The organism is Salinicoccus siamensis (assembly GCF_055391965.1).
The window spans coordinates 413,379-425,291 of the sequence record NZ_AP043765.1 but is presented as its reverse complement, the minus strand read 5'-3'; the positions used below and the strand labels follow the sequence as shown (position 1 = coordinate 425,291).

14 protein-coding genes are annotated in these 11,913 nt (G+C 44.5%); 2 read left to right on the top strand and 12 right to left on the bottom strand.

Annotation, left to right across the window (positions count from 1 at the left end):
- Positions 1-3 precede the first annotated feature (3 nt).
- Positions 4-153 (bottom strand): Lmo0850 family protein, encoded by a 150-nt coding sequence (locus ACZ5LF_RS02165; protein ID WP_344700777.1) that lies wholly within the window; start codon positions 151-153, stop codon positions 4-6.
- 134 nt (positions 154-287) lie between these two features.
- Between ACZ5LF_RS02165 and cls the strand changes: the two genes are divergently transcribed.
- Complete coding sequence (gene cls / locus ACZ5LF_RS02160; protein WP_380570427.1) at positions 288-1,772, top strand: cardiolipin synthase; 1,485 nt, start codon at positions 288-290, stop codon at positions 1,770-1,772.
- Positions 1,773-1,825: 53 nt separating this feature from the next.
- Here cls and yidC read toward each other — a convergent pair whose 3' ends face one another.
- The 3 genes from yidC to ACZ5LF_RS02145 form a co-directional block, all read right to left on the bottom strand.
- Positions 1,826-2,695, bottom strand: a complete 870-nt coding sequence (gene yidC, locus ACZ5LF_RS02155) for a membrane protein insertase YidC (RefSeq protein WP_380570426.1) — start codon at positions 2,693-2,695, stop codon at positions 1,826-1,828.
- Between the two features lie 182 nt (positions 2,696-2,877).
- The gene (locus ACZ5LF_RS02150) at positions 2,878-3,810 is read right to left on the bottom strand and encodes a LysM peptidoglycan-binding domain-containing protein (protein ID WP_380570425.1); all 933 of its coding nucleotides are present in this window, start codon (positions 3,808-3,810) and stop codon (positions 2,878-2,880) included.
- Between the two features lie 321 nt (positions 3,811-4,131).
- Positions 4,132-4,704, bottom strand: a complete 573-nt coding sequence (locus tag ACZ5LF_RS02145) for a single-stranded DNA-binding protein (RefSeq protein ID WP_380570424.1) — start codon at positions 4,702-4,704, stop codon at positions 4,132-4,134.
- 188 nt (positions 4,705-4,892) lie between these two features.
- On the opposite strand from ACZ5LF_RS02145, the gene ACZ5LF_RS02140 reads away from it, so the two are divergent.
- On the top strand, positions 4,893-5,318 hold the full coding sequence (locus tag ACZ5LF_RS02140; protein WP_380570423.1) for a YwpF family protein: 426 nt from the start codon (positions 4,893-4,895) through the stop codon (positions 5,316-5,318).
- Here the strand turns inward: ACZ5LF_RS02140 and fabZ are convergent.
- The 8 genes from fabZ to atpA form a co-directional block, all read right to left on the bottom strand.
- Complete coding sequence (gene fabZ / locus ACZ5LF_RS02135; RefSeq protein WP_380570421.1) at positions 5,315-5,758, bottom strand: 3-hydroxyacyl-ACP dehydratase FabZ; 444 nt, start codon at positions 5,756-5,758, stop codon at positions 5,315-5,317. The genes ACZ5LF_RS02140 and fabZ overlap by 4 nt on opposite strands.
- A 4-nt stretch (positions 5,759-5,762) precedes the next feature.
- The gene (locus ACZ5LF_RS02130) at positions 5,763-5,951 is read right to left on the bottom strand and encodes a DNA-directed RNA polymerase subunit beta (RefSeq protein WP_344700784.1); all 189 of its coding nucleotides are present in this window, start codon (positions 5,949-5,951) and stop codon (positions 5,763-5,765) included.
- 12 nt (positions 5,952-5,963) lie between these two features.
- On the bottom strand, positions 5,964-7,253 hold the full coding sequence (gene murA / locus ACZ5LF_RS02125) for a UDP-N-acetylglucosamine 1-carboxyvinyltransferase (protein WP_380570420.1): 1,290 nt from the start codon (positions 7,251-7,253) through the stop codon (positions 5,964-5,966).
- 89 nt (positions 7,254-7,342) lie between these two features.
- Positions 7,343-7,570: a DUF1146 family protein gene (locus ACZ5LF_RS02120; protein ID WP_380570419.1), complete on the bottom strand. Its 228-nt coding sequence runs from the start codon at positions 7,568-7,570 to the stop codon at positions 7,343-7,345.
- Between the two features lie 47 nt (positions 7,571-7,617).
- A complete protein-coding gene (locus tag ACZ5LF_RS02115; protein ID WP_380570418.1) occupies positions 7,618-8,025 on the bottom strand; it encodes a F0F1 ATP synthase subunit epsilon in 408 nt (135 codons plus the stop codon).
- A gap of 18 nt (positions 8,026-8,043) precedes the next feature.
- Positions 8,044-9,456, bottom strand: a complete 1,413-nt coding sequence (gene atpD / locus ACZ5LF_RS02110; protein WP_380570417.1) for a F0F1 ATP synthase subunit beta — start codon at positions 9,454-9,456, stop codon at positions 8,044-8,046.
- A 22-nt stretch (positions 9,457-9,478) separates the two neighbouring features.
- Entirely contained in the window at positions 9,479-10,357 is an 879-nt protein-coding gene (gene atpG, locus ACZ5LF_RS02105; RefSeq protein ID WP_380570416.1) for an ATP synthase F1 subunit gamma, read from the bottom strand.
- Positions 10,358-10,389: 32 nt separating this feature from the next.
- Positions 10,390-11,898, bottom strand: coding sequence for a F0F1 ATP synthase subunit alpha (atpA, locus tag ACZ5LF_RS02100; protein WP_380570415.1), 1,509 nt, complete (start codon positions 11,896-11,898; stop codon positions 10,390-10,392).
- Between the last annotated feature and the right edge of the window lie 15 nt (positions 11,899-11,913).

The following is an 11,913-nucleotide window of genomic DNA, read 5'->3' as shown; positions in this document are numbered from 1 at the left end:
ATTTTAGATGTTCTGTTCTTTCAACCGTAATTGTTCCTTATGTGCAATACCGTTCATGATTTCAAGTCTAGATCTCGAAACCTTTACTTTAACACCAAGTTCACTCAACATCGTGACAACTTGCTTCACTTTAGAACGGTCGTTTTTGTACATAATGACACTCCCCGTTTTTCAACTTACTCTTATTTTAACGCGAAATTTATATTTTTGCCATACAAATCAAAAAATAAATGTTACAGAATTTTAAATAATCTTGGTTTATAATAGAATACAAGTGAGGTGAAAATATGGAATTAGCTATATTTGAATTCCTATCCAGCGCAAAAGTGTTGAGTACCATCACCCTTATCATAATTGGAATCAACCTCCTTTTTGCCATAGGGCTGATATTTTTGGAACGACGCAGCGCGCAGAGCATATGGGCTTGGCTTATGGTCCTTTTCTTTCTGCCGATCATCGGCTTCATATTTTATATCCTTTTCGGCCGCCAAATATACAACCAGAAGTTATTCCAGATCAATGAAGCAGACAAAGTGGGTCTTGAGCACCTAGTTGATGAGCAACTCAGTGATCTACAGAACAACCGTATGTCTTTCGCAAACGACATCACAAACCGTCATAGGAAAATAATCCATATGTTGCTTGATAACAACCAGTCTTTCATGACCATCAACAACAAAATAGATATCTTCACCGACGGCAATGAGAAATTCGAAAAGCTGATTGAAGATATCTATAATGCGAAAGACCATATCCATTTCCAATACTATATCTTAAAACTGGATGGAATCGGCCAAAGAGTACATAAAGCATTGCTTGCAAAGCAACGAGAGGGAGTCTCTGTCAGGATTCTCTACGACGATATAGGTTCCAGAACCCTCCGGTTGAGCAACTTTAAAGAATTGAAAGAAGCTGGAGGTCTGGTTGAAGCTTTCTTCCCGAGCATGCTCCGCCTTATAAATCCACGAATGAACAACCGCAACCATCGTAAAATTGTAGTAATAGATGGCACTCTCGGGTATGTAGGCGGCTTCAACGTAGGGGATGAATACATTGGCTTGAATAAAAAGTTCGGCTATTGGCGTGATACCCACTTGAGGATTGAAGGGAATGCTGTTAAATCTCTCCAGTTGCGCTTTATGTTGGACTGGAATTCACATGATAAACGCAATAACATGTTCAGGGAAAATCGCTACTTTCCTGAAATAAACCACTATTATGGCAACACGCCTATGCAAGTGGCTTCAAGTGGCCCCGATGAAAGATGGCAGCAGATCAAATACGGCTATATGAAAATGATTTACAGCGCAAAGGAAGCCATCTATATCCAGACACCCTATTTCATTCCAGACCAATCTTTCTTGGAGGCAGTCAAAATCGCTATATTGAGCGGAGTCGAAGTACATCTGATGATCCCTGACAAACCTGATCACCCGTTCGTCTATTGGGGCACCTACTCCAATGCAGGTGCGATAGCACGGATGGGGGCCCACGTCCATATTTACGAGAAAGGTTTCCTCCATCAGAAAGTGATGATGGTCGATGATGAAGTGTTGAGTGTCGGGACGACAAATGTCGACTCCAGAAGCTTCTTTTTGAACTTCGAAGTCAATGCTTTCATATACGATAAAAATGAAGCAACCAAATACCGACTCATCTATGAAGCAGATATTGAGGACTGTTCTCTGCTTACCGTTGAAAGATACGACTCCAGAAATAAATGGATTCGTATAAAGGAAGGCATTGCGAACCTCATTTCGCCCATCCTTTAATATCCAAATAAAAAGGCATGATATCCAAAAGATATCATGCCTTTTTCACTGCATTATTTTTTCTTTTTACGTTTTTTCTTCGGCATTACTTTAGCACTCTTCAAGCGCTTCTCTTTTTCTGCCTGTTCCCGTTCATGTGCTTCTATGATAGGGGCCATTTCTTCAGCTACCTTCTTTTTATAGAAAGTGTTACCTGCCCAAGTCTGGAATATCAGGAAAAGACCGCCGACTGCCCAGTAAAGTGGGAGGGCCGAAGGTGAAATCAATGAAATCCAGATGATCATAATTGGAGAGATGTACATGAATAGCTGCATCTGTTTGCGCTGTTCTGGAGATACAAACTGCATGGAAACAAATGCCTGTCCTGCATAGACGATTCCGGCAATGGCCACCATGAACAGATCCTGCTCAGTCAAATTCATCCAAAGGAAAGATGGATATTCGGTAATTCCACCTTCAGATGGGAATTTGAGGGAGAAATATAGCGCCATGACGATAGGCATCTGAATCAACATAGGTAAGCAACCCATATTGAGCGGGTTGATTCCGTGTTTCTTGTAAAGTCCCATCATCTCCTGTTGGGCTTCCATCTTCTCTTCCTGAGTAGTGGCAACTTTGACTTTCTTTTGAATCTCTTCCATTTCAGGTTTAATGATTTTCATCTTTTCGCGCATCATCATCTGATTTTTATATGTACGCATCATGAATGGGAATATTGCTAAGCGAACGATTAAGGTAACGACTATAATAGCCAAGCCATAATTATTGTTCAGGTTTTCACCAAGCCAATGAACTAGACTATCCATCGGACGGACGAAAGTATTAAAGAAAAACCCATTTCTATTTTCTTCCTGGGAATAGTCACAGCCGGAGAGCACAAGCACCAGACCGATCATTAGCGGGAAGAGCCATTTTTTACTCATTTCTTCACCTCATAATTTGTCTCACATAAAAGAAATTGTAACATAAAAGAATGTCTAAAAAAACATATTATAAAATCTTACACATCCATTAGTGACAATTTAATGATACTTCTATTTATATTCTGAGTTTCCAACGAAAAACAGACCTAGCGATTGCTAGGTCTGGTCAGGAAGGTTCATTCCTAGAGTCTTGAACCACATACAGGCCAAGGCTGGGATCCTCTTTGATCATAAAGGATTTGAGCTCTTTTGGTTTGTTCTGCTGCCGATGCATTGGATGGCAGACCGCTTCCGCCTACAGACTGCCAAGTGCGAACATCGAATTGGTAAAGACCATGATAAAGGCCATTTGCGCTTACGATGCCCGGAGCGCCGCCAGATTCACACTGCGCTAATGCTCCCCAGTTCTGTGAACTTGAATTATTGGAAGTGGACACATTTTGTGCTTTAGCTTGTTGACGCTCTTCAGCTGCTGCTTGCTCTGCCGCACGTTCTTCAGCTGCTGCTTGCTCTGCCGCACGCTCTTCAGCTGCTGCTTGCCCTGCTGCACGTTCTTCGGCTGCTGCTTGCTCTGCCGCACGTTCTTCAGCTGCCGCTTGCTCTGCTGCACGTTCTTCGGCTGCCACTTGTTCTGATGCGCGTTCTTCGGCTGAACCATTCTGCTGAACTTCTTCAACCGGCTGCACTTGAGCAGGTGCTTCTTCAACCGCTGGCGCTTGAGCAGGCGCTTGAGATACATTGCTTCCGGAGACTGAAAGCGTCTTGCCGGCAATGATGAGGTCTGATGACAGGTTGTTCCATGTCTTCAAGTCTGAAACGGAAACATCAAATTTTTGCGCGATCTCAAAAAGAGTATCTCCTGATTTTATTTTATAAACTCCTGCTTCTTTATCTCCTGAATCATTTGCTTTTGTGATTTCAAGCTCTTGACCTGGGAAGATAAGGTTGGAAGTCAAATTATTGGCTGATTTAATCGCGTCGACCGTTGTGTTGCTCTGATGCGCGATTTCGGAAAGAGTATCTCCTTTATCTACTGTATGAGTTGCTGCTTCTGCACTGTAAGCGAGTGTGCCGGATACAGCAACTGCTGCACCGATAGATAGTACTTTCTTCATAATTAGTATACCCTCCGTATTCCCTTAAGCGGAATAATGTTTTCTTATTAGCTGAATAGTACTATATCAGATTTAAACATTTCTTAGGTTACAGGAATATAAAGAAAAGCGTTTTTCATTACAATCAGATTACAATATCACTTCTTGTTGTAAGACCTTTTTCACAAATAGTGTATTTATACCTCTTCTAGGTTTCAGAATTTATTCATCTTCTAAAGGTTTCATATAAAATACCCTGCTTAAGTCCGATCGCAGTAGTCGGCCTTAAGCAAGGTATGGTGAGTAGTGTGAGTGTAGATAGTGTGAATCAATTGGACCTGTTCAGGTAAAGGCTTTTTCCTTCTTTTCATCTGAATCTTCGTTTGGCACAAGTTGCAATGTATGACTGTCATTCTTATGTTCATTCAAAACTTTTTCCAAAGACTCCAGGTGGCGGTCCTTCAAAAGTGCCTTGCCTGAATCATCGGAGCTTTCTAATGTATGGACTGTCCTTTCACCGATGTAGTCCCACTGGTCATAATGCTTTACCGCCTCCCCTATCATGCGTGAAGGATTCGTAATGTCTTTTTGTCGGCTTATCTTATCCGGGATATGTTTAATGCTTTCAGCCCATATTTCCATCCGATATTCTTTTTCACCTTCTTGGGTTGTATGGACCGTGGTGGCGACCTGACCACTGACGCACAGGATATCACCTTCAGCAGCTTCTGTGAGTACTTTAGGTAGTGCTTTTCCGAAGGCTTTACAGTAAATGAAATGTACTTCTTTTGATTTCCTTTCATCTTTGGGCACTCTGACGGTTGCAATGATGAATGAATTGATGCTGCCATTCACCGTTTTCTGTACCGTCACATTACGCACCAGCTCCCCCACCAACAAGACTTTGTTCATCATTAGTTCACCTCCTTCCTGTCCCAAAGATAAACCTAAAGTAAATATTCTGCAAAAGGCTGAAATTTGATTTTACAGCCATTTCCTTTACAATTAGAATGAATATGGTGATGATAAATAAATATTGAAACGCAAGGTGGTGCGATTTCAAAAAAATTGCATCAACGATTCATATGAAGGGAGGAACTGGTATGAAGTCTTTCAAGGTAGTTGAATTGAAGCTGGAACATGAAGAGAATTATATAATACTGGATATCATCGATGGCATCATAATCAATAAGGAGAAGGGAGAGGCTCCTTGGTTGATCGAGATTTCCACTTCTCCCGACTTTAAGGATATTCTAAAGGAGATGATTGGAACGGAAGTTGAAATTCTTGTTACGATTACGAGACATTCAAACGAACCGGCCAGATTCAGAGGAACGTTCAATGAAATGAATGAGTTGGATCAGGCACTATCCTTAATATTCAATGGCAAGATAATCGTACAAGGACCAACGTATGCTGAAGATGTACTCACCCATCTGTTGAGTGAAGGGTATGAAGAAGAGACATTGCTCCATGAGTTCAAATCCATCATGGAGTCTAAAAAAGAAATAAAAACATCCGATGATTAATCATCGGATGTTTTTTGGTCTTGTATGGCAAAGGTAATTTCACATTTACAGGCAATCTCCCCATCTACTGTAGCGACTGCCTCCCCTTTGCCGATAGGACCCTTTATTTTTGTTATTTCAACTGTCAGTTCCAGAGTATCCCCAGGTCTGACCTGCTTTTTGAACCTACATTTATCTATGCCTGCAAAAAAGGCAAGCTTTCCTTGGAACTGTTCCTCCTGTAGAAGCGCGACTGCACCTACCTGAGCCAATGATTCCACAATCAGAACACCTGGCATCACAGCGTACTCAGGAAAATGCCCTTGAAAGAATGGCTCATTACCGGACACTTGTTTGACTCCCGTACACTTTACACCCGGTTCTACTTCAGTGACTTTGTCTATTAGCAGAAAAGGTGGGCGGTGCGGAATTATCGCCTTTATCTGATCGTAACTTAGCATTGTATCATTCCTTAGTCATATTGATGATGTGTTCCCATGTTTCCAGACGAAATACTTCCATTGGATTATTCAATATCCCATATCCGATCATAAGGCCCACAAAGAACACGATAATTGCCACATATACATAAAGCAGTATTCTGACAATCAACGGAAATCTGCGATGGACCAGCTTTCTTGATTCTTCGGCCATAACACTACCTCTTTATTTAGAAGTTATCACACTTTTCGTGTGTTGCTCATCTGTGCGCTCTATATCGGCTCCAAGCTTCTGCAACTTGCCATGGAAATCTACGTAACCACGGTCCAGATGATTCAATTCAGTAACTTCAGTATACCCTTCTGCTACCAAACCTGCAAGAATCAATGCAGCTGCGGCCCTGAGGTCAGTCGCTTTTACACGACCCCCGGTAAGTTTGCCGCCACCTTTGATGAATGCATGGTTTTCTTCTACTTCTATATCTGCATCCATCTTTCTGAACTCATTGACGTGCATGAAACGATTCTCGAATATCGTCTCCGTCATGACGCTTGTACCGTTGATGGTCGTAAGCAATGCCATCATCTGGCTTTGCATGTCTGTTGGAAAACCAGGGTGGGGCATCGTCTTGACCCGGATGGGCTTAAGGTTCTCGGCCGGCATGACTTTGACACCGTCCTCTGTAGCCTCTATCCGTACACCTATTTCTTCAAGCTTGGAAATCAGTGCACTCAAATGCTCGGGCACAACGTTTTTCAGCGTGATTTCACTGCGTGTTATCGCCCCTGCAATCATAAAAGTGCCTGCTTCAATTCTGTCAGGAATGACGGTATGGTCTATTCCTTTTAGGGATTCGACACCTTCAATTTTAATGTGGGCAGTACCTGCACCTTTTACATTACCGCCCATTTCATTAATATAATGGGCCAAATCTTCAATTTCGGGTTCTTGAGCTGCATTTTCGAGCTCAGTAGTCCCCTCAGCCAAGCTTGCAGCCATTATAAGGTTCTGGGTTGCGCCAACGCTAGGAAAATCCAGGTGAATCTTAGCACCTTTCAGACGGCCATCGACATGTCCTTCGAAACTACCATCTACAGTTCGGAAAGTAGTCCCCATCTTTTCGAGGCCTTTGATGTGTTGTTCCACTGGCCTTGAACCGATGGCACATCCTCCTGGCATAGCTACATTACAGTACCCGTAACGTGCAAGCAGGGGTCCCATGACAAGCATGCTCGCGCGCATCTTGCTTACGAGGTCGAAAGGTGCATCACACGAAAGCTCTGCGCTGGCATCCACTGAAACAATCCCTTGTTCAATTTCCACTTCAGCCCCCAAGTGGCGAAGCAAGGCGGCTAAAGTCCCGACATCAGATAATTCCGGAACATTATGTAGCCTCGATACGCTCTCTTCTGCTAATAGAGAAGCAGTCAAGACCGGCAGTACAGCATTTTTGGAACCTTCAATTTCAACGGAACCTGAAAGCTTGTTCCCACCTTTTACTATTATAGAATCCATTTTATTCACTCCATATTTTACTTACCATTTAATACTTCGTATACTATTCACTATTTTAGAGATGTATAAACACGTTTGCAAATTAAATGTCAAAACAACAGTGCTGCTTCCTGGACCAGTCTGAAGAAGTCCATTATAAAGTTGCTCAAGCCACTTCCTAAAAGAACTGCCAGTAATATAAAGAACAATCTTATTCGGCCTGTCTCCGCTTTTTTGAACCACCCATCTACGTTCAGAGCGCCAAGTACCCAAAAGGCAAAGATTACGCACAACAAGTGCAATACGATATGCATGAATGCTAGCTGGGAAAATAACATTATAATCACCCTTAAAAAAAGCCCGGGCCAGAGCCCGGGCAGAATCCTTACTTATGTTTTGATACATCCAATCGATTGATTGCGCGATTCAACGCAAGTTCAGCACGATATCTATCGACTTTTTCATCCTGTGACTGCTGAAGGAGTGCTTCGGCACGATCTCTTGCAGCGATCGCACGGTCTGTATCGATGTCTTGAGCAAACTCACCCGCCTGCACAAGAACCGTCACTTTTTCAGAACGGATTTCTACAAAGCCTTCCGTTACAGCCATATATTCATACTGGCCGCCTATCTTCGCACGCAGACTGCCAATCTTGAGTGCAGCAACCGTCGGGACGTGGCCGGCCATGACACCGAGCTCACCCTGTTTAGTCTGGAGTATAATGATGTCACAGTCTTCTTCACTGAAAACCGAGCCGTTTGGTGTAACTACATCCAGTGCAATTGTACTCATTTGCTAACCCTCCCGATTTTAGACTTCTACACCCATCTCGCGTGCTTTATCCAGCACATCGGAAATGCCGCCGACAAGACGGAATGCATCTTCCGGGATATGGTCGTATTTTCCTTCAAGTATTTCCTTGAAGTCGTTGACTGTCTGTTCTACAGGCACGTATGAACCTTTTTGGCCTGTGAACTGTTCTGCTACGTGGAAGTTCTGGGATAGGAAGAACTGGATCCGACGTGCACGGGAAACAGTAAGCTTATCTTCCTCGGAAAGTTCATCCATACCTAGAATCGCAATGATATCCTGAAGTTCGCGGTATTTTTGGATGGTCGCCTGAACATCCCTTGCTACTTCATAGTGCGCTTCGCCCACTACTGCTGGAGTCAACGCACGGGAAGTAGATGCCAGCGGATCGACCGCCGGGTAGATACCCATCTCAGAAAGCTTACGTTCAAGGTTCGTAGTCGCATCCAGGTGCGCGAATGTTTGAGCTGGTGCTGGGTCAGTATAGTCATCCGCAGGTACGAATACTGCTTGGATGGACGTCACCGATCCTACATTGGTAGATGTGATGCGCTCCTGCAATTGTCCCATTTCAGTTGCCAATGTCGGCTGATAACCAACCGCTGAAGGCATACGTCCGAGCAAAGCAGACACTTCGGAGCCCGCTTGAGTAAAGCGGAAGATGTTGTCGATGAAGAGCAGTACATCCTGACCTTCCTCATCACGGAAGTATTCTGCCATAGTAAGACCCGACAAGGCTACACGCATACGCGCGCCTGGCGGTTCGTTCATCTGGCCGAACACCATCGCAGTTTTCGCGATAACACCGGAGTCGCTCATTTCATAGTAAAGGTCATTACCTTCACGAGTCCGCTCTCCGACACCTGCGAACACAGAGATACCTCCATGCTCCTGGGCGATGTTGTTGATCAGTTCCTGGATCAGAACAGTTTTACCAACTCCCGCGCCTCCAAACAGTCCAATCTTACCACCTTTAGTATAAGGAGCCAGTAAATCTACTACTTTGATTCCTGTTTCCAAAATTTCTACATTAGTGGAGAGATTTTCGAACTTTGGAGCCTGACGGTGTATCGGGTCTCTTCTTTCAGAAGCCGGTACAGCTTCCCCAAGATCGATATGTTCGCCGAGCACGTTAAACACTCTGCCCAGCGTCAGCTGACCGACCGGTACTGAGATGGGGCTGCCTGTATCTTTAACTTCAGTTCCACGCTGCAGTCCATCTGTGGAACTCATCGCAATCGTCCGGACGACATTGTCTCCGAGATGGAGGGCAACTTCCAGGGCGATCGTTTCTTCTTCATTTCCTTTTTCATGAGTGATGTACAATGCGTTATTCAATTCCGGCAACTCGCCTTCATTGAAACGCACATCAACCACAGGTCCCATGACTTGAACCACTTGACCTAAAGTCATTCGATTTCCTCCTAGTCTTTCTTTATTCAAGTGCTGATGCACCGCCGACTATCTCTGTGATTTCTTGAGTGATCGCAGCCTGTCTGGCACGGTTATACTGCAGTGACAGATCATCAACCAGTTCCTTCGCATTATCCGTTGCAGCCTTCATCGCCGTCATACGCGCCGCATGCTCACTCGCTTTTGCATCGAGGAGTGCGCCGTAAACCAGACTTTCTGCATATTGTGGCAGGATTGTCTCGAGTATGGACTCCTTATCCGGTTCAAATTCGTATGTTGAGAGGTTGGACGCCTGTGTTTCATTGGCCATAACCGCACTCTCGGACAAAGGCAGCAGTTGTCTTGTGTTGACTTTCTGCTCAAGCACATTAATGAATTTATTGTAGATGATGTAGAGTTCATCAACGTCTTCATTCGCAAATTGTGCAACTGATTGCTGCGCAATTTCTTTGACACTGCTGAAGTCAGGCTGATCCTCAAGTCCAATGCGGTGATTTGTAATGCTGTAGCCCTGATTCTCAAGGAATTCGTAGCCCATTCTTCCAATTACGAAGAGATCATAGGATTCCGGGTTGTCATTATGACGCTCACTGATCAGCCTAGTGATTTCTTTCATGATGTTCGCATTATATGGACCCGCAAGACCGCTGTCTGACGTAATGATGACATAGCCGGTACGCTTGACCGGACGCTCCCTGAGCATAGGGTGGGAACTTGTATTGTCGCCTGAAGCAATGGCCTGGACAGCTTCTTGTATCTTATCCATATAAGGTTGGAACTTCTTCGTGTTCTCCTCGGCCCGCCTCAATTTAGAGTTGGACACCATGTGCATGGCGCTAGTGATCTGGCTCATTTTTTTGGTTGATCCTATACGACCTTTTATTTCTCTTAGTGAAGCCATGAATTCACCACCTTATTCTATATTCACAATTCTTAATTGGAAGAGTTGAACAGCTTTTTGAAGCTGTTGATTGCTGATTTATATGCTTCATCATCCGGAAGCTGTTTTGTTTCTTTTATGCCTTTCAGCAATTCCGGTTCGTTTGAATCGAGCCAGTTGAGGAACTCGTCTTCAAACCTTGTAATATCTTCAACAGGAATCTCATCCAGATGACCGTTGACAAGTGCATAGAGTATGGCGACTTGGCGCTCTACAGGCAGTGGGTTGTTTTCACCCTGCTTGAGTACTTCAACAGTACGTTTACCACGTTCGAGCTTTGCAGCAGTCGCTTCGTCAAGATCCGAACCGAATTGGGCAAATGCTTCCAGTTCACGGAATGCAGCGAGGTCGAGCCTCAATGTCCCCGCAACTTTCTTCATTGCTTTAATCTGTGCAGAACCACCAACACGGGATACTGATAGACCGGCGTTGATAGCTGGTCTTACACCTGAGAAGAATAGGTCTGACTGCAGGAAGATCTGTCCGTCTGTAATGGATATAACGTTCGTAGGGACGAACGCACTGATATCCCCTGCTTGCGTCTCGATGAACGGCAATGCCGTAATCGATCCACCACCCAATTCATCGTTGAGTTTCGCCGCACGTTCGAGCAGACGACTGTGCAGATAGAATACGTCACCTGGGTAGGCTTCACGGCCTGGTGGACGTTTCAGAAGCAATGACAGTTCACGATAAGCCGCCGCCTGTTTAGTCAGGTCATCATATACGATGAGGACGTGCTTGCCGTTAAACATGAACTCTTCCGCCATGGATACACCAGCATATGGTGCAATATAAAGGAGCGGAGCTGGCATGGAAGCACCAGCTGTTACTACGATCGTATAGTCGAGTGCACCATTTTGGCGGAGCGTTTCAACAGTAGATCTTACCGTAGATTCCTTTTGACCGATTGCTACATATACACAAATCATATCCTGATCCTTCTGGTTCAGGATTGTATCGATTGCCACAGTAGTTTTACCTGTTTGACGGTCACCGATGATCAGTTCACGCTGGCCACGGCCGATTGGGACAAGTGCATCAATCGCTTTAATTCCCGTCTGTAGAGGTTCATCAACTGATTTACGCGCCATGACGCCTGTCGCAGGACTTTCGATCGGTCTAGTCTTAGTCGCGCCGATTGGTCCTTTGCCATCGATAGCCTGGCCGAGTGGGTTTACCACCCGTCCAATCAATTCTTCGCCTACAGGGACTTCCATGATGCGGCCAGTGCGCTTCACTTCGTCGCCTTCCTTGATGTCGTCAGATGGTCCGAGGATTACGATACCGATATTGTTTTCTTCAAGGTTCTGGGCAAGCCCCAGAACACCACTTGGAAATTCAAGCAGTTCTCCAGCCATTGCATCGTTAAGACCATGAGCAAGTGCGATACCGTCACCAACTTGGATGACTGTACCAACGTCTGTTACTTTCATATCTGCTTCATAGTTTTCGATCTGACTTTTCAGGAGAGCGCTTATTTCATCAGCTTTAATTGCCATCAATTGTCACTCCTT

Coding starts and splice junctions, on each gene's coding strand:
- fabZ (WP_380570421.1), bottom strand. CDS start 5,758: ATGCTAAGTTACGATCAGATAAAGGCGATAATTCCGCACCGCCCACCT.
- atpG (WP_380570416.1), bottom strand. CDS start 10,357: ATGGCTTCACTAAGAGAAATAAAAGGTCGTATAGGATCAACCAAAAAA.
- atpA (WP_380570415.1), bottom strand. CDS start 11,898: ATGGCAATTAAAGCTGATGAAATAAGCGCTCTCCTGAAAAGTCAGATC.
- ACZ5LF_RS02165 (WP_344700777.1), bottom strand. CDS start 153: ATGTACAAAAACGACCGTTCTAAAGTGAAGCAAGTTGTCACGATGTTG.
- yidC (WP_380570426.1), bottom strand. CDS start 2,695: ATGAGTAAAAAATGGCTCTTCCCGCTAATGATCGGTCTGGTGCTTGTG.
- cls (WP_380570427.1), top strand. CDS start 288: ATGGAATTAGCTATATTTGAATTCCTATCCAGCGCAAAAGTGTTGAGT.
- ACZ5LF_RS02130 (WP_344700784.1), bottom strand. CDS start 5,951: ATGGCCGAAGAATCAAGAAAGCTGGTCCATCGCAGATTTCCGTTGATT.
- murA (WP_380570420.1), bottom strand. CDS start 7,253: ATGGATTCTATAATAGTAAAAGGTGGGAACAAGCTTTCAGGTTCCGTT.
- ACZ5LF_RS02140 (WP_380570423.1), top strand. CDS start 4,893: ATGAAGTCTTTCAAGGTAGTTGAATTGAAGCTGGAACATGAAGAGAAT.
- ACZ5LF_RS02120 (WP_380570419.1), bottom strand. CDS start 7,570: ATGTTATTTTCCCAGCTAGCATTCATGCATATCGTATTGCACTTGTTG.
- ACZ5LF_RS02115 (WP_380570418.1), bottom strand. CDS start 8,025: ATGAGTACAATTGCACTGGATGTAGTTACACCAAACGGCTCGGTTTTC.
- ACZ5LF_RS02145 (WP_380570424.1), bottom strand. CDS start 4,704: ATGATGAACAAAGTCTTGTTGGTGGGGGAGCTGGTGCGTAATGTGACG.
- atpD (WP_380570417.1), bottom strand. CDS start 9,456: ATGACTTTAGGTCAAGTGGTTCAAGTCATGGGACCTGTGGTTGATGTG.
- ACZ5LF_RS02150 (WP_380570425.1), bottom strand. CDS start 3,810: ATGAAGAAAGTACTATCTATCGGTGCAGCAGTTGCTGTATCCGGCACA.